The 16,321-nt window shown below is 48.4% G+C and carries 15 protein-coding genes; 13 read left to right on the top strand and 2 right to left on the bottom strand.

All coding sequences use genetic code 11. The features are described 5' to 3' along the window. Position 1: 1 nt before the first annotated feature. The gene (locus ACP26N_RS10540) at positions 2 to 493 is read right to left on the bottom strand and encodes a lactoylglutathione lyase family protein (protein WP_426353794.1); all 492 of its coding nucleotides are present in this window, start codon (positions 491 to 493) and stop codon (positions 2 to 4) included. Positions 494 to 599: 106 nt separating this feature from the next. Here ACP26N_RS10540 and ACP26N_RS10535 point away from each other — a divergent pair, with 106 nt between their 5' ends. From ACP26N_RS10535 to ACP26N_RS10520, 4 genes are all read left to right on the top strand, one after another. Continuing rightward, positions 600 to 899: a winged helix-turn-helix transcriptional regulator gene (locus ACP26N_RS10535; protein WP_114595454.1), complete on the top strand. Its 300-nt coding sequence runs from the start codon at positions 600 to 602 to the stop codon at positions 897 to 899. 40 nt (positions 900 to 939) lie between these two features. Further along, positions 940 to 1,629, top strand: coding sequence for a metal-dependent hydrolase (locus tag ACP26N_RS10530; protein WP_131502622.1), 690 nt, complete (start codon positions 940 to 942; stop codon positions 1,627 to 1,629). Positions 1,630 to 1,836: 207 nt separating this feature from the next. Next, positions 1,837 to 2,736, top strand: coding sequence for a DUF4097 family beta strand repeat-containing protein (locus tag ACP26N_RS10525; protein ID WP_426353792.1), 900 nt, complete (start codon positions 1,837 to 1,839; stop codon positions 2,734 to 2,736). After that, positions 2,733 to 3,644 (top strand): FUSC family protein, encoded by a 912-nt coding sequence (locus ACP26N_RS10520; protein ID WP_214852717.1) that lies wholly within the window; start codon positions 2,733 to 2,735, stop codon positions 3,642 to 3,644. The genes ACP26N_RS10525 and ACP26N_RS10520 overlap by 4 nt, the downstream gene beginning before the upstream one ends. Before the next feature lie 58 nt (positions 3,645 to 3,702). Here the strand turns inward: ACP26N_RS10520 and ACP26N_RS10515 are convergent, their stop codons facing one another. Beyond that, positions 3,703 to 5,397, bottom strand: coding sequence for an Rqc2 family fibronectin-binding protein (locus ACP26N_RS10515; protein ID WP_426353790.1), 1,695 nt, complete (start codon positions 5,395 to 5,397; stop codon positions 3,703 to 3,705). Between the two features lie 168 nt (positions 5,398 to 5,565). Between ACP26N_RS10515 and gmk the strand changes: the two genes are divergently transcribed. From gmk to rsgA, 9 genes are read left to right on the top strand one after another with little or no spacing between them, the layout of a single operon-like run. Beyond that, complete coding sequence (gmk, locus tag ACP26N_RS10510; protein ID WP_188005445.1) at positions 5,566 to 6,183, top strand: guanylate kinase; 618 nt, start codon at positions 5,566 to 5,568, stop codon at positions 6,181 to 6,183. 1 nt (position 6,184) lies between these two features. Then, positions 6,185 to 6,388 carry a DNA-directed RNA polymerase subunit omega gene (gene rpoZ, locus ACP26N_RS10505; protein WP_012370799.1) on the top strand — a complete coding sequence of 68 codons (204 nt, stop codon included), beginning with the start codon at positions 6,185 to 6,187 and terminating at the stop codon, positions 6,386 to 6,388. 56 nt (positions 6,389 to 6,444) lie between these two features. Continuing rightward, entirely contained in the window at positions 6,445 to 7,635 is a 1,191-nt protein-coding gene (gene coaBC / locus ACP26N_RS10500) for a bifunctional phosphopantothenoylcysteine decarboxylase/phosphopantothenate--cysteine ligase CoaBC (RefSeq protein ID WP_131502618.1), read from the top strand. Further along, positions 7,632 to 9,956 carry a primosomal protein N' gene (gene priA / locus ACP26N_RS10495; protein ID WP_426353788.1) on the top strand — a complete coding sequence of 775 codons (2,325 nt, stop codon included), beginning with the start codon at positions 7,632 to 7,634 and terminating at the stop codon, positions 9,954 to 9,956. The genes coaBC and priA overlap by 4 nt, the downstream gene beginning before the upstream one ends. Before the next feature lie 11 nt (positions 9,957 to 9,967). Then, a complete protein-coding gene (gene fmt, locus ACP26N_RS10490) occupies positions 9,968 to 11,353 on the top strand; it encodes a methionyl-tRNA formyltransferase (protein WP_426353787.1) in 1,386 nt (461 codons plus the stop codon). After that, positions 11,350 to 12,690, top strand: coding sequence for a 16S rRNA (cytosine(967)-C(5))-methyltransferase RsmB (gene rsmB, locus ACP26N_RS10485; RefSeq protein WP_131972497.1), 1,341 nt, complete (start codon positions 11,350 to 11,352; stop codon positions 12,688 to 12,690). Before fmt ends, rsmB begins: the two co-directional genes overlap by 4 nt. Positions 12,691 to 12,714: 24 nt before the next feature. Beyond that, a complete protein-coding gene (locus ACP26N_RS10480; protein ID WP_131972498.1) occupies positions 12,715 to 13,449 on the top strand; it encodes a Stp1/IreP family PP2C-type Ser/Thr phosphatase in 735 nt (244 codons plus the stop codon). 2 nt (positions 13,450 to 13,451) lie between these two features. After that, positions 13,452 to 15,377 carry a Stk1 family PASTA domain-containing Ser/Thr kinase gene (pknB, locus tag ACP26N_RS10475; RefSeq protein WP_131502613.1) on the top strand — a complete coding sequence of 642 codons (1,926 nt, stop codon included), beginning with the start codon at positions 13,452 to 13,454 and terminating at the stop codon, positions 15,375 to 15,377. A gap of 37 nt (positions 15,378 to 15,414) precedes the next feature. After that, positions 15,415 to 16,320: a ribosome small subunit-dependent GTPase A gene (gene rsgA, locus ACP26N_RS10470; RefSeq protein ID WP_188004513.1), complete on the top strand. Its 906-nt coding sequence runs from the start codon at positions 15,415 to 15,417 to the stop codon at positions 16,318 to 16,320. The last annotated feature ends 1 nt before the right edge of the window (position 16,321 follow it).

Here is a 16,321-nt window from a genome sequence, read left to right as displayed (position 1 = left end):
TTTAATACGCTCCTTCCGAGTAGGTCAGTTCATACGAATGGGAGTACAGTTCAACGAGGTTGCCGAACGGATCTTCACAGTACACCATCCGGTACGGTTTTTCGCCCGGATAATATTCACGGATCGGCATCCGTTGTTTGCCGCCGTGCGCGACGATTTTTTCGACCATGCCTTCGATGTCCGGATCTTGAATCGCATAGTGGAAAATGCCTGTTTTCCAGAATTCAAAGTTGTTTTCCGGTTTTTCGTTGTTCGGGAACTCAAATAACTCGATCCCGACCCGGTCACCCGTCGCCATATGCGCAATGCGGAATTTTTCCCAGCCGGCTCCGAAGGCATCCGTACACATGACACCGATTGGTGAATCGTCTTCTACGACATCGGACGGTTCCATGATGATATACCAGCCCATGACCTCCGAGTAAAACGAAATGGCTTGTTCTAAATTTGGGACAGACAGTCCGATGTGCGAAAAATTACGTGGATATGTCATAACATCCAGCTCCTTTGCATTTTGATTTACGACAACGATAACTTACGATACACTCGACTGCATAGTACGCACTTTGAAGTAACTACCTGAAGGAGAGACGGAAGTAATGACGACAGAACAATTTCCAGTCAATCGGGCGCTCGCCATCATCGGCGGGAAATGGCGTCCACAGTTATATTGCACGCTAGAGGACGGTCCGAAACGTTTTTTAGAGTTACAACGCGCGATTCCCGGTATTTCCCGGAAAGTCTTGACCGATCAGTTAAAGGAACTCGAACGGCTCGGGATGGTCGAACGGATTGAATTTGATGAAGCCGTCCTGCATGTCGAGTACCGCTTGACAGACGCCGCTTATACGTTGCAACCTGCGGTAAAAGGTTTATGTGCCTGGGGAGAAGGGAACTAAGTCTTCTGTTGATACCATTAATCTCAGGAGGTCATTTTAGATGAAGTTGACTTATCATGGACAGTCTACTGTCACCATCGAAACGAACGGGCACCATATCGTGATTGATCCGTTTTTCAGCGGTAACGATCACGCGATGACAAAACCGGAAGACGTCAAAGCAGATTTTATCTTGCTGACGCATGCACACGCTGATCATATGCTGGATGCAGAAGCCATCGCAAAAGCGACCGGCGCAACGATTGTCGCAACACATGAACTGGCGACTTACCTCAGCTTCAAAGGATTGAACGTGCATCCGATGAACCTGGGCGGACAGTTCGAGTTTCCGTTTGGTAAAGTCAAAATGACGCAGGCATTCCACTCTTCAAGCATCATTGACGAAGAAAAACAGACGATCACGTATATGGGGATGCCAGCCGGTTTCTTATTGACGATTGAAGAAAAAGTCATTTATCATGCGGGAGATACAGCACTGTTTGGTGATATGGCGCTCTACGGTGCGCATTATGATATCGACCTCGCCTTCTTGCCAATCGGGGATAACTATACGATGGGACCTGATGATGCGTTAGTTGCAGCAGACATGCTGCAAGCGAAAGCGGTCGTTCCGGTTCATTACGATACGTTCGATTTAATCAAACAGGACGCCGAGGCATTTTGTGCGAATCTCGAAGCACAAGGGCAGACGGGTCATGCGTTAAAAATTGATGCATCCATCGAACTCTAAAATACAGTGAGCCCTTCCATGCGAAGGGTCTTCGGTAATCGAAACGGACACTTTTTCTGATAAAGCAGGAAGAGGTGTTCGTTTTTTGTTGTGCTCCAACCTCCGCCCGATGGCAATATGTGAACAATTTCGTATGATAAAGAAGGAATGTTGACAGACGAATCATAAATTCGGAATAATGGGAGAGAATTGGATGGAGGTAGACCAATGGAGGAGAACACAAGCAGAACAGAACGAAAACGCAAACAATCCTCGTTTACGCGGCTAAAGGACAAACGACGGAAAATGACGGCATCATTTGATCGGATTGGTACCCGCAAACCGATCCGGCGTCCACTGATTGTGTATGGATCGGTTCTTTTAAGTTTGCTGGTTTTATATGCGGTGACGTTGTTTTTGACGACGGATTCCTTATCGCGGGGCGAAGCATTTAAAACGACGAAGCGGTATAAAACGTTGCAAATCGATGCCCCGAACGGCACGATCAACTTTGTCCGGAGTACGGACGGAAACGTTCAATTGAAATTGGTCGATAGTGCGTCAAGTCAAAAACGATTAAAGATCGGGACGTCAGGAAATACATTGACGGTGACAGGGCGAGACGGATTTGCAGCACGACTCGGGAACCGTCCGAGTGAGAAGCCGGGTGATTTTTCGATTCAAGTCGGATTACCGAACTATATGAATCGTATTGATGTCGACGCCGAGTCGATCAAAGGGATGGGTGTTTATGCCAAATCAATTAATCTGTCAGCCGAGACGATGGACTTAAATAAAATGGACGCCGACGATATTGTTCTGACAGGTAAAGGCAATGTCAAAGCATCGAATATGAATGCCGTCCATGCTGAAGTGACGGCAGAATCGGTCAGTTTATCGGAATACGGTGCAAAACTCGATTTGACCGTCTCAACGATTGATGGTCCGATTCGATTGAAACCAACGAAAGCAGCGGGAACGATTGCTGTAACGACAGAGGGAGACATTAAAGCCTCCGACCGGTATACGAAACAAAAAGACGACGATGTGGCTTTATTCGAGTTATCCAAACAAGAAAAACCGGAAGTGACTGTCGAGAGTGAAGTCGGGCAGGTGACGCTCGAGTGAAATTCCAGTTTCGTATTGGTCTCCGGACGATCAAGACCGGAATCGCTGTAGCGATTGCCCTCAGCTTTTCCTGGTATGTCTTCGGGATCTATTCAGGTATGGGCGCCGTCGCTGCCATCGTTGCGATGCAACCGACGATTCACCGGTCGTTTAAAATCGTCTTCAATCGGATTTTAGGAACGATTCTTGGATTAGTTTGTGGACTGGCGGTCGTCGCTACGCTTGGAGCAAATCCGTTGACGATTGGTCTCGCGGTCATCGTTTCGCTTGTCTTCAACTCGATGATTGGACGGACCGACATGTCGACGTTTGCCGCTTTTGCGATCGTCCTGATGTTTGAGAGTCCGACAGCTGACTATGTCCATTACGCGTTGACTCGGTCTTTATTGACGGTCGTCGGCGTCTTATCCGCTGTCGCCGTCAACTATATCGTCTTCCCGCCGCACTACGAAGACCGCTTGTTGTTGTTCGTCAAAAAGACGACCAAACAATTGATGGAGGACTGGCGGAGTCTGGTCAAAGACGATGCGAAATTACTGACGGTCCGTAAACAGGTCTTAAAACATGAGGAAATGATCATCATGTTGCAAGAAGATCAGAAATATCCACTGGTTGCCAGTGGTCAGAGTAAAGCGTTCATTCAATTGAAACAGCTTGTTGATCTGGAAGATAAACTTCTGTTGCTTCTCGAGAGTATCGCCAGTCATCGTGACTTGCCGATGTCAGACGAGCAGGAGAAGATACTTGGACAAGAAATCGATTTTCTGCTCAGCCATCATTATGATGTGATCTTTTCACATGAACGCGATCAGCCGATGTTCAGCTTTGACCAGGAAGTCAGTGAGGTCAAAGACATCATCAACGGACACTTGCTAGATTACCGGGAACAACTCGAAAAAATGAAATAAAAAACGTCGTCCTCGAGACCCTTTTTCAATCGAAAAAGAGTGAGGGCGACGTTTTGGTTTAAGATGTCCGCAATGACTGGACGAGATCGGCGTCCGGTGTGACGTAAAGTGTCGTTTGATCCGTATAGATGACGAATCCCGGTTTTGCACCACTCGGCTTTTTGACATGACGGAGTTCTGTGAAATCGACCGGGACCTGACTCGATTCACGTGCTTTTGAATAGTAGGCGGCGACAATTGCTGCTTCTTTCAGGGTAGTCTCATCCGGCTGTTCACTGCGAATGATGACGTGTGAACCGGGAATATCTTTTGTATGCAACCACGTCTCGGACCGACGTCCAAATTTAAAGGTCGCATAATCATTTTGTTTATTGTTTTTCCCGACGAAAAATGGAATACCCGTCGAAGATTGATACGACTCGAGTTTCGGGACGAGCGGTTTCTTTTTCTTTTTACTACGCTCCCGAACATAACCTTCTTCGACGAGCTCTTCCCGCATCTCCCGAATATCTTCCGGGGAAGCGACCTCGAGTTGCGCCAGCAATGACTCAAAATAATTGATTTCGAGCTGATTTTTCTCAAGTTGCTTCGCCACTTCGATTTTAGCGGTCTTCAGTTTGTTGTACCGTTTGTAATAGCGCTGGGCATTTTCATTCGGTGAAAAGCGGGGATCAAGGGCAATCGTAATTTCCTTGCCGTCTTCCTCATAATAATCGACGACCGTTGCTTCTTTCATCCCGCGTTCGAGCTGGTACAGGTAGGTCGTCAATAATTCCCCTTTATGTTTCAACTCGTCCATCTTTTCAGTGGCGGCGAGATCACGCTCGAGTTTCGTTCGTTTGAGAATATTTTTATCGTATTCATTTTTGATGAACCGTTCCAGGTCGGCAGCCTGCTGTTTGACGCGATCCCGATTCGATTTCTGGTGGAAAAACGCATCGAGGACGTCTCCGCTAGTTGCGAACGTCTTTTCTTCAACAATCTCTCCATGATGGAGCGCGACAGGCGAGAACCGTTCTTTTCCGTTTGCGAGACGCTGGAAATAATAAGGTCCTTTCAGTTCGCCCAGTATGGAATGAATTGCCTGCGCCAGTGACGTCCGGTTTGAATGTCCGGCCCGTGATACGATCTCGGCAGTGATTTGTGGTGAAAAACCACTGAACAATCCTAATAATTGACGATCGATTTTCCCGGCATTCCAATCAATCAGGTGTAACGTCTGTTCGATGTCACCGGTCAACGGATCGACTTTATCCTGTTCCGGTGGCAATTGATACTGTAAACCCGGCATGATAGTCCGGAATGTATTTTGGCTGAGCGGAAGATGTTTGATGGCATCTAAAATTCTATCCTGTCCATCTGTCAGCAAGATGTTGGAGTGGCGGCCCATCAGTTCGATGTACAGCTTCTTGGCTTCTTCGTCTCCGAGTTCGTTTCGTGAACGGACGCGCATTAAAATGACCCGGTCACGTCCGAGTTGTTCGATCGATTCGATGAATCCACCTTCAAGATGCTTCCGGAGCATCATACAAAACATCGGGGGTTCGCTTGGATTGCTGGTCGACTCCGATGTCAGATGAAGCCGTGCGTACATGGCATTGGCCGATGCGAGCAACATCACGTTTTTTCGTTCTGCCCGGACACTGAAAATCAAATCGAGTGCATACGGTTGATGTATTTTATTAATCCGTGCTCCAACGAGCGGTTGGAGTTCCCGGACGACACGTGTCGTCATTAGTCCATCAAAAGCCATGATATTACCTTCTTTCTTGATTTCGTTTCCACTTTCTAAAGGTAACAGAAAGTGCACGTTTATGGTATGATTAAGCAGTCGAGCTGAAAAAGACCACTTGCGAACTTCCTGTCTCTACTGCTAATATGAAACAATGTGAAGTTTGTTAGATGGAGGGGTTCTGAAGTGATTTTTAAAGAGCGTGGCTTATTACTCGTATTGTCTGGTCCGAGTGGTGTCGGTAAAGGAACAGTTTGCCGTGCTTTACGCGAAGACGAAGACAACAATTTGCACTATTCGGTGTCATGTACGACACGCAAACCGCGTGAGGGAGAAGTGGATGGTGTCCATTATTTCTTCAAGACACGTGAAGAATTCGAAAGTATGATTGCCAATAATCAATTGCTCGAGCATGCGGAATTCGTCGGCAATTACTATGGTACACCCGTCGATTGGGTCAACAAAATCTTGGATGAAGGAAAAGACGTCATCTTAGAAATTGAAGTGCAGGGTGCGATGCAGGTTAAGGAACATTTTCCGGAAGCTGTTTTTCTGTTTTTGGCTCCGCCAAGTCTACAGGAACTTCGTAACCGACTTGTTGGACGTGGAACGGAATCAGAGGAAGTCATCAAACAACGTCTTCTTGTCGCGAAAGAAGAGATTGAGATGATGGATGCTTATGATTACGTCGTCACGAATGATGAGATCCACAAAGCATGTGACAGAATTCAAGCAATCGTCACTGCAGAACATTGTAGCCGGGAACGCGTTGCGTCCTTGTATAAAAAAGCCATGGAGGTCAAATAACATGTTATATCCATCAGTAGACAAGCTTCAAAAGACGGTGCCTTCGAAATACACAATCGTGACGGTCGCAGCAAAACGTGCGCGTCAAATCCAAGACGGGAAACGCGTGAAAGTAGCGAACCCGAAATCATACAAACCAGTCGGAAAAGCGCTCGAAGAACTCTTTTCTGGTGAAGTCGTGGTTACGAACCAACCGCAAGACTAATTTTGAAGCAGCCACTCCTCATTGTGGCTGTTTTTTTCAATAAGGAGGAATTCATCATGCTAACGAATCGTAACATCCTATTATGTGTCGGAGGCGGAATCGCTTCATATAAAGCAGCGGCCTTGGCATCGAAGCTCGTTCAGGCCGGAGCGAACGTTCAAGTCGCGATGACGAAGAATGCCCAACAATTCGTCGGGAAAACGACGTTTGCCGCACTGACGCGGAAACCGGTCTATGATGATGTCTTCATTGAGCATGATGCATCCAAGATTGCCCACATCGATTTAGCAGATGAAGCCGATTTGATTGTCGTTGCTCCTGCAACAGCGAATCTGATTGCGAAACTTGCCCACGGGATTGCCGACGATTTTATCACGACGACCATCTTGGCTGCGACTTGTCCCGTCGTTGTCGCTCCGGCGATGAACGTCAATATGCTCGAACATCCGGCGACGGTACGAAATATGGACCGGCTGATGGCAGACGGAGTCCATTTGATTGCACCCGGCGTCGGGAATTTGGCATGCGGTTGGGTCGGAAAAGGGCGGTTGCCTGAACCGGAAGAATTGGTCGAGACATTATCCGGTCTTTTCGAAACCAAAAAACTGGGAAATCGTCATGTCTTGATCAGTGCCGGTCCGACGGTGGAACGAATTGATCCGGTTCGTTATTTGACGAACGATTCATCTGGAAAGATGGGCATCGCGCTTGCGGAAGCGGCTCGGGATGCCGGAGCGACCGTCACACTTGTTCACGGTCCGGTCCGTGGGACAGTGCCGACCGGTATGACGACGATTGCTGTCGAATCCGGTGAGGAGATGCTCGAAGCGATGTTAGCCGTCTATGACAAACAAGACTTGGTCATCATGGCAGCGGCGGTCGCAGATTATCGCCCGACTGTCCAGTATGATCGCAAACAAAAGAAAATCGACGGACCATTACGGATTGAACTGGAAGAGACGACTGATATCTTACGAACACTTGGTGAGCGGAAGACCAAACAGATTTTAGTTGGTTTTGCAGCAGAGACGGAAAACCTGGAAACACATGCGAAACAAAAATTAATTCGAAAACAGGCGGATTTCATCGTGGCGAATGATGTCTCACGTTCGGATATCGGTTTTTCAAGTGATGAAAATCAAGTCACGGTCTACGGTAAAAGTAATGGAGCCGTCCATTACGATCAACAATCGAAGACCCGATTAGCAACCGCATTAATCGAACAGTTCGCGGAGGCCTTACGATGATTGCTGAAGTCATCGTCGATGTCGCCGCTGCGACGGTCGATCGGCCATTTGACTATGAAGTACCGGATTTATGGCGTGATCTCGTCGTTCCCGGTATGCGTGTCGAAGTTCCGTTTGGTCCGCGCTCCTTACTCGGAATCGTCGTAGACGTGAAGGATGAGACCGATCTCGCAAGAATCAAACCGATCGTACGTGTTCTCGATGAGACCCCGACGTATACGGAAGAATTACTTCGACTGTCGGGTTATTTATCAGAGACGACACTTTGCTATCAGGCGACAGCGCTCCTCGCGATGTTACCTGCTGCTTTGAAAGTCAGTTATGATAAACTGATTTTGGCGGAAGACCCGCGACTGGTTCACTGGAATCAGAAGAAAATCAGCCAGTTTCCGAGTGAGGTCCAGCAACAGATTTTAGTAGCTGCTCAAAAGGGAGAGGTGCACCTCCAACCGGTTGTCAAAGAAAAGAAAACCTCTAAAACGGACAAACGGATCCGCCTGCTTGATGAGACGATTGAATTATCAAAACAAGCTACCAAGCAGATCCTGTTTCGTGATTATCTGATGGAACGTCCGGAGGTGTTATGGAGTGAAGTGATGCACGAACTCGATTTGACCGTCAGCATTCTCAATAGTCTGGAGAAAAAAGGCGTCATTACGGTTGAGACGATTGATGTGAACCGGAATCCGTATGAACATCTTGTCCAGGATATCTTTGTTCCTTCTACGTTGACGACGCACCAGCAGGATGCCGTCGATGCGATTACGGCACCGGATGAAACGAATACGTTTTTACTCCATGGGGTGACCGGGAGCGGGAAAACGGAAGTGTATCTCGAATCGATTCATACCATGCTTGAACGGGGACGCCAAGCCATTCTGCTCGTACCGGAAATCAGTTTGACACCGATGATGGTCAAACGTTTTAAACGACGGTTCGGTGACCGTGTCGCCGTGCTTCACAGCGGGTTGTCGTTAGGTGAAAAATACGATGAATGGCGCAAGATTTCGCATGGAGAAGTGGACGTCGTCGTCGGAGCACGATCTGCGATTTTTGCACCGTTAACGAACATCGGTGTGATCATTTTAGACGAAGAACATGAAACGACCTATAAACAAGAAGAAAATCCGCGGTATCATACCCGGGACGTGGCAACATGGCGAGCGGCATACCATAAATGTCCCGTCGTCCTTGGAAGTGCGACGCCGATTCTAGAGACGTATGCACGCTCTCAGAAAGGGGTCTATCGTTACCTCCCTCTGACAGAACGATTCGGAGGCGAACTTCCACCGGTCGAGATCATCGATATGCGAAAAGAACTAGAACGCGGCAATCGAACGCCGTTCAGCCTCGCGCTTGTCGAAGGAATCAAACAGCGCATCGAGCGGGGCGAACAGACGGTCTTGCTCCTCAATCGACGGGGATACACGACATTCGTGCTGTGCCGGGATTGTGGAGAAACGCTTCAATGTCCTCATTGCGCTGTCAATCTGACTTATCATCAACACCAAGATTGTCTGAAGTGTCATTATTGTGGATTTGAAGCAGCGATGCCGAAAACGTGTCCGTCGTGTGAATCGAAAAAAATTCGGCAGTTCGGTACCGGAACGCAAAAAATCGAAGAAGAACTGGCACATTTAATTCCGGAAGCCAAAATCATTCGGATGGATCAAGACACGACGTCACGTAAAGGGGCGCATGAAAAATTACTAAATGCGTTTGAGCGCGGCGAAGGAAATATTTTGCTCGGGACACAAATGATTGCAAAAGGACTTGATTTTCCGAATGTGACACTGGTCGGTGTCATTGCTGCGGATGCCACACTCGGAATTCCCGATTTTCGGGCGAGTGAACGAACGTTTCAGTTGATCACACAGGTTTCAGGGCGGGCCGGTCGGGGAGCGCTTGCCGGTCAATCGATCATCCAGACGTATAACCCGGATCATTACGTCATCCAGACGGCAAAACGGCATGACTATGAAGCGTTTTATAAGCGGGAAATGCAGTTGCGCAAATTAGGGGGGCACCCGCCCTTCTGGTTTTTAGGATTGATCACGATTTCAGCGGCCCATCCGCTTGAAGCCCAAGCGGAAGCAGAAGCGATTGCCGGACAACTCCGGCATTTGGAATCAGACGATTTAATTGTCAACGGTCCGCTCGAAGCCCCGCTCGCACGGTTGAAAAACATGTATCGCCAACAGGTGATTTTAAAACATAAAGGTCAAGAAGAAGTACGGGAGGCACTCCGTGCGATGCTTGCATTACGCATCAAACAAAAAGTCCAAGTAACAGTGGATTTAAATCCATTTGTATTCATGTGAGGTGGCAAACTATGTATAAAGTTGTAGAAGTACCAAATGAAGTATTGCTTCAAAAATGCCAACGAGTAACGAAGTTTGATAAGAAATTAGGGAAAATGATTGATCGTATGTTCGATACGATGTACGAATATGACGGCGTCGGACTCGCTGCGCCGCAAATCAATCAGCCGATTCGTGTCGCCGTCGTCCATACGGATGATGAAACGGGACCAATCGAGCTGATTAACCCGGAAATTATCGAAGCATCCGGTTCAGAAATCGATGACGAAGGATGTTTGAGCATGCCGGGAATTTTCGGACCGGTCGAACGGTTCGAGCAAATCGTTGTCAAATCACAGGACCGTCTTGGACGAAGTGTCAAAATTAAGGCGAACGGCTTTTTTGCACGGGCCATCCAGCACGAAATGGATCATTTGGACGGTGTGTTGTTCACGGACAAATTAGTGGAGACGGAAGCAACTCCTCGTGTCGTTTTCATGGGAACACCAGAGTTTGCTGCAAATACGCTCCGGGAAGTGATTGATGCCGGCTATGATGTCGTCGGTGTCGTCTCCCAGCCGGATAAACCCGTCGGACGCAAACGTGAAATCAAACCAACACCGGTGAAGGAAGTTGCGCTGGCTCACGACATTCCTGTCTTACAACCCGTTAAAATCCGGGAAGATTATCAAGACTTGCTCGATTTGAAACCGGACTTGATCATTACCGCTGCTTACGGACAAATCGTTCCGACGGCCGTGCTTGAAGCACCGCGATATGGTGCGATTAATGTCCATGCGTCCTTGTTGCCGAAGTATCGCGGCGGCGCTCCGATTCATCAAGCCATCATCGATGGTGAAACGGAAACGGGAGTCACGATCATGTATATGGTGGACCGGTTGGATGCTGGAGATATGTTATCAAAAATCATCGTACCGATTGAAGAGCGTGACACGGTCGGAACGATGTTTGACAAGCTCAGTGCTGCCGGTGCCCGATTATTAATCGAAACATTACCGCAGTTGATTGCAGGTACGTTGACACCGGAAGCGCAACGGGAGGAAGACGTCACGTTTTCTCCGAATATCAGCCGGGAACGGGAACGACTTGATTTTTCACGTCCCGGAGAAGCGTTATACAATCAAATTCGCGGAATGAATCCCTTCCCGAGTGCGTATACGATGCTTGGTTCAGACCGTCTGAAAGTCTACTTTGCTGAAAAAGTCCCGGGTCACGGACCGGCGGGCGAAATCATTGCCCTCGAAGCCGACGGACCGGTCATCGCAACCGGATCTGATGTCGCATTGAAATTAGTAGATGTACAACCGGCCGGAAAAAAACGGATGGACGGTGCCACATTTATGCGTGGTGTCGGACAGACATTGACGATTGGACAGAAAGTAGGCGAACAAGCATGAATGTCAGAGATGCAGCAGTAACAACTTTATTAAAAATTGGTCAAGGTGGGGCTTTCTCCACGATTTCCGTCCACCAGATGCTTGAAAAACGTGCTATCTCAAAAGCGGATGTCGGCTTATATACGGAACTGGTGTACGGAACGCTCAGCCGTGAATTGACACTCGACTATATTTTAGAACCGTTCTTAACGAAACAAAAGAAGCTGGACCCATTCATGCGTCCGTTATTACGGATGAGTGTCTATCAACTGTTTTATCTCGACCGGATTCCGGATCACGCCGTCATCAACGAGGCAGTCGAGATTGCCAAGACACGAGGTAAACCGCATATCGCGAAAGTTGTTAACGGTGTGTTGCGGAACGTCCTTCGACAAGAAAAACCTGATTTCTCAGCGATTCCTTCAGTGGTCGACCGAATCAGTATCGAAACAAGCCATCCGGCATGGCTCGTCGAACGGTGGATTGAATTATTCGGAGAAGAAGAAACGTGGCAGATGTGCCGACTGAACAATGAACCGGCCCCCGTTACCGTACGTGTCAACCGGACCCGGACAGACAGACAAGAAGCGATTGAATTACTGGAAGCCCAGGGCGTCAGTGCGAAACCAGCCCATGCGGCACCAGACGGTCTAGAAATCATCAGTGGCAGTGTGCAACAGACGGATTTATTGGAACGTGGTTACCTGTCGCTCCAGGACGAAAGTTCGATGCTGGTTGCTGCAGCGTTAGGCGCACAACCAACAGACCGTGTCTTGGACAGCTGTGCGGCCCCAGGCGGGAAAGCGATGCATATCGCGGAAGGTTTGGCGAGCGGCTCGTTGTTGGCACTGGATCTTCATCCACACAAAGTGAAATTACTAGAAAAACAGGCAGTTCGTCTTGGACTTGAAAATGTTCAGGCGGAAGCACTGGATGCCCGTCAAGCGGGAACACGTTTTGAGGAGGCGTCGTTTGACCGGGTGTTGGTCGACGCACCGTGTTCGGGACTCGGTGTCATTCGCCGGAAACCCGATATCAAGTGGACGAAACGTCCGGAAGACTTAACGCAGTTGCCGGTCATTCAGCGGCAGATTCTGGAAGCGGTTCTTCCGCTGGTCAAACTGGATGGAACATTCGTTTATTCAACCTGTACGATGGATCCGCTCGAAAATGAGCAGCAAACGGACTATATTCTCAGCCAAGGATTTGTTTTTGACGAGACATTCAAAACACGGATGCCGGAAGCCGTTCAATCGCTGATTGGTGAACGGGCTGAATTAAAACTACTCCCGACATCACTTGGTACAGATGGTTTTTATATCGCTGCATTCAAAAAAGTGAATGAACCAACAGGATAATAAAAAACGATGAGGAGGACGGGTATGGAGTTAGCTTATTTGACGACGACTGGAAAGGTCCGTTCAAAAAATGAGGACACGGTCTTATTGGTAGGCGATGCGACACAAGGATTAGCTGTCGTCGCTGACGGCATGGGGGGACATGCAGCCGGTGAAACGGCGAGTGCCATCGTCAAGCAGATTTTTGCCGAAGCATACGCAGATATGCCAAACCGCCCGATGGAGTTATCTTCCTGGATTGAACGATTAGTGAAAGAAGCCAATGCGCAGATTCAACGTTTTTCTCAAGTCGAAAATTTGTCGATTGTCGGCACGACGATGGCCTGTGTCTGCTGGTCGGATGATTTACTTGTCATTGGACACGTAGGGGACAGCCGCGTCTATGCCCTGGAAGAAGGACAATTAAAACAGCTGACGGATGACCATTCCTATGTCAACATGCTCAAACAATTAGGGGAATTATCGGAAGCAGAGCTTGAAAATCATCCCCGTCGTAATGTCATTACACGATCCGTCGGTTCGAACGAGTCCGTGGATGTCGACATTCAAGTCCGGGATGCACCGGACTATGATATCGTGTTAGTGTGCAGCGACGGCTTGTCGGATGAGGTGCCTCATGAAGTCATCGAGCGGTTGCTTCAAGAAGATGCACCGCTCGATACGATTGTCGAACGTCTCGTGTCCGAGGCGAATGACCGGGGAGGCGCAGACAACATTACGATTGCTGCAATCCGTTTTAAAGAAAGAGAGAGGATCTGAATATGCGTTACGGAGATCGATTGAACGACCGCTACCGCATAGAACGGTTAGTTGGAAATGGCGGGATGGCAAACGTTTATCAGGCATATGATGAAATCTTGAATCGAACTGTCGCAATCAAAATTTTACGTACAGAGTTTTCGCATGATGAACAATTCATCCGTCGATTTGAACGAGAGGCACATGCTGCGACGAGTTTAAATCATCCCAACATCGTCGCGGTTTATGACGTAGGAGAAGAAGAAGCGATTTATTATATCGTAATGGAATATATTGATGGCATGACACTGAAAACGTATTGTGAAGGGCGAGCATTGCCGGTCGCAAAAGCGATTGACATCATCAGCCAAATTTGTGATGCAATTGATCATGCCCATGCACACCGGATTATTCATCGCGATATCAAACCGCAAAATATGCTGGTCCGTGAGGATGGGACTGTCAAGGTGACCGATTTCGGCATTGCGGTCGCCATGTCGAATGCGACCCTGACCCACACGATGTCAGTCCTTGGATCCGTGCATTACTTTTCGCCGGAACAGGCAAAAGGAAAATTTGCGGATGAAAAATCAGATATTTATTCGCTGGGAGCCGTTTTGTACGAACTCGTGACGGGGCAAGTTCCGTTTGAAGGCGATTCACCGGTTGCTGTCGCACTGAAACATCTGCAAGATACTGCCCGTCGTCCGACCTCGTTAAATCCGGCTGTGCCGCAAGCTTTAGAAAATTGCATCATGCAAGCTCTCTCGAAAGCGCCGCATGATCGGCAACAAACGGTCGCTGCCTTCAAAGAAGACATGGTGACCGCGATGTCAGCTGAACGGGCAAGTGAAGGCATTCGCGGTGACGATTTGATGGAAAAAACGATGGTGCTCAGTCCAGTGTCCCTGCCAACAGCAGACATCGAACACACAGCACCGGTTCCGAAGGTCGCTACCGTCATGTCAAAACCAGAAAAGAAAAAGAAACGTGCGTGGTGGATCATCTTATTGTTGTTATTCATAATGGCTGGAGCCGCAACGACTTTTGCCATGTGGCCTGACCCGACGGTCGTCGTTCCGGATGTAACGGGGAAAGATGCCGACGACGCGGAAACGAAGCTTGAAAAAATGGGATTCATCGTGGAATCGACCGAACGCTCAAGTGATACGGTGGAAGAAGGGTTCGTCATCAGTCAGTCACCGCGTGAACAGGCGACGGTTAAAAAAGGATCGACGGTGGATTTGATCGTTTCGACAGGAAGCGATCCGGTCGAGGTGCCGGACGTCTCAGATGAGACAGAGAAAAAAGCGATCGCCATCTTAAAGGACAGCGGTTTTGAAAAAGTGGATGTCGAACGGGAAGACTCTGAAGACATCAAACGTGGGAATGTCATCCGGCAATCCATTTCAGCTGGAACGGAAGTCATCGCGAAAGAACAGATGATTACCATCACGGTCTCAAATGGATCACCCGTATTCGTTCTGAAAGATTTGACTGACTTATCGAGTGCTGAAGCAAAAGCTTATTTGGATGAGATGGGACTGGACGGGACGTTTGAACAGGAGTTCTCAAGTGAGGTCGCGCTCGATCAGGTCATTCGTCAATATCCGCAAGCCGGTGCGCAAGTCGAACCGAACGATTCGGTAACGGTCTTTATTTCTCGCGGAGAGGAAGAAAAGACCATCACGGCGACGTTCCCCGAGAAAGTAGTCTATGATGGCGTCAGTGAAGACGAGGAGCCTGCGCCACGTCAACTCGTCCGGATTGAGACGGAAGATGCCAAAGGAAAACGAACCGTCATCGAAGAATCGATTGATCAGGATGAAACGTTTGATGTTCCATTGACGATTGATCCGGGAGAAGAAGGCAAGATTACGATTTATAAAGATGACGAAGTTTACCGGGCGAAGACGATTACGTACAATCAGGCAAAATCACAAGAATAACGAGCAGGACGTTAATCCTGACAAAGGAGGGCATAGGATGGCAGAAAATCGAATTGAAGATAATCGGGATGGAACGATTATCCGTTTACAGGGTGGCTTTTATGATGTCATGACGCCTCAAGGTGAAATCCGTTCACGGGCACGCGGTAATTTCAGAAAACGGGGCATCAGCCCTGTCGTCGGCGATGAAGTCGTGTTACACATCGAAAGTGAGACCGGATATATCCTGGAAGTAAAAGACCGTCAAAATTTCTTGGTCCGCCCACCAGTTGCCAATATCGATCAAGCTTTGTTGGTCGTATCGGCAGCAGAACCTGATTTTTCTGCCCATCTGTTGGACCGGTTTTTAGTGTTGATTGAAGCAAAGGAAATTCAACCGATCATCATCTTGACGAAGATGGACTTGTTACAAGGTGAAGCCGAACAAGGGGTATTGGAAGCCATTGCCGCTTACCGGACCATCGGATATCACGTCATCGAAACTTCAAGTGAGACATTGGCCGGAGTCGAATCTGTCCGTCCGTTGTTAAAAGATAAAACGAGTGTCCTGGCCGGACAATCCGGTGTAGGGAAAAGTTCGTTGTTGAATGCCTTGGAACCTTCATTGGCACTGGAAACGAGTCATATTTCGAAGGCACTTGGTCGTGGACGCCATACTACCCGTCATGTGACATTGATCCCGCTTGGCGAAGGCTTAATTGCAGATACCCCGGGATTTTCGAATCTCGATTTTCCGCACGAAATGGAACTCGAGGAGTTACGATGGTGTTTCCCTGAATTTGTTGCTTTACAGGACGAATGCAAGTACCGTGGCTGTCTGCACTTGAATGAGCCCGGTTGTGCCGTTAAAAAAGCCGTCGAGGCCCATGAAATCATGGCTTCCCGGTATACGAATTATGGTATGTTTGTAGAGGAAATCAAGAATCGGACGCGGAGGTATTAAG

This window comes from Exiguobacterium sp. R-39, assembly GCF_049942815.1.
Taxonomy (GTDB): domain Bacteria; phylum Bacillota; class Bacilli; order Exiguobacteriales; family Exiguobacteriaceae; genus Exiguobacterium_A.
This window is presented reverse-complemented; position numbering and strand designations above follow the sequence as displayed.

What these genes read in the sequence shown, in the direction of transcription:
- ACP26N_RS10535 (WP_114595454.1), top strand. Translation starts at nt 600, where the DNA reads ATGACGACAGAACAATTTCCAGTCAATCGGGCGCTCGCCATCATCGGC.
- pknB (WP_131502613.1), top strand. Translation starts at nt 13,452, where the DNA reads ATGCGTTACGGAGATCGATTGAACGACCGCTACCGCATAGAACGGTTA.
- ACP26N_RS10480 (WP_131972498.1), top strand. Translation starts at nt 12,715, where the DNA reads ATGGAGTTAGCTTATTTGACGACGACTGGAAAGGTCCGTTCAAAAAAT.
- rpoZ (WP_012370799.1), top strand. Translation starts at nt 6,185, where the DNA reads ATGTTATATCCATCAGTAGACAAGCTTCAAAAGACGGTGCCTTCGAAA.
- ACP26N_RS10525 (WP_426353792.1), top strand. Translation starts at nt 1,837, where the DNA reads ATGGAGGAGAACACAAGCAGAACAGAACGAAAACGCAAACAATCCTCG.
- rsmB (WP_131972497.1), top strand. Translation starts at nt 11,350, where the DNA reads ATGAATGTCAGAGATGCAGCAGTAACAACTTTATTAAAAATTGGTCAA.
- ACP26N_RS10515 (WP_426353790.1), bottom strand. Translation starts at nt 5,397, where the DNA reads ATGGCTTTTGATGGACTAATGACGACACGTGTCGTCCGGGAACTCCAA.
- rsgA (WP_188004513.1), top strand. Translation starts at nt 15,415, where the DNA reads ATGGCAGAAAATCGAATTGAAGATAATCGGGATGGAACGATTATCCGT.
- coaBC (WP_131502618.1), top strand. Translation starts at nt 6,445, where the DNA reads ATGCTAACGAATCGTAACATCCTATTATGTGTCGGAGGCGGAATCGCT.
- ACP26N_RS10540 (WP_426353794.1), bottom strand. Translation starts at nt 493, where the DNA reads ATGACATATCCACGTAATTTTTCGCACATCGGACTGTCTGTCCCAAAT.
- fmt (WP_426353787.1), top strand. Translation starts at nt 9,968, where the DNA reads ATGTATAAAGTTGTAGAAGTACCAAATGAAGTATTGCTTCAAAAATGC.
- ACP26N_RS10530 (WP_131502622.1), top strand. Translation starts at nt 940, where the DNA reads ATGAAGTTGACTTATCATGGACAGTCTACTGTCACCATCGAAACGAAC.
- priA (WP_426353788.1), top strand. Translation starts at nt 7,632, where the DNA reads ATGATTGCTGAAGTCATCGTCGATGTCGCCGCTGCGACGGTCGATCGG.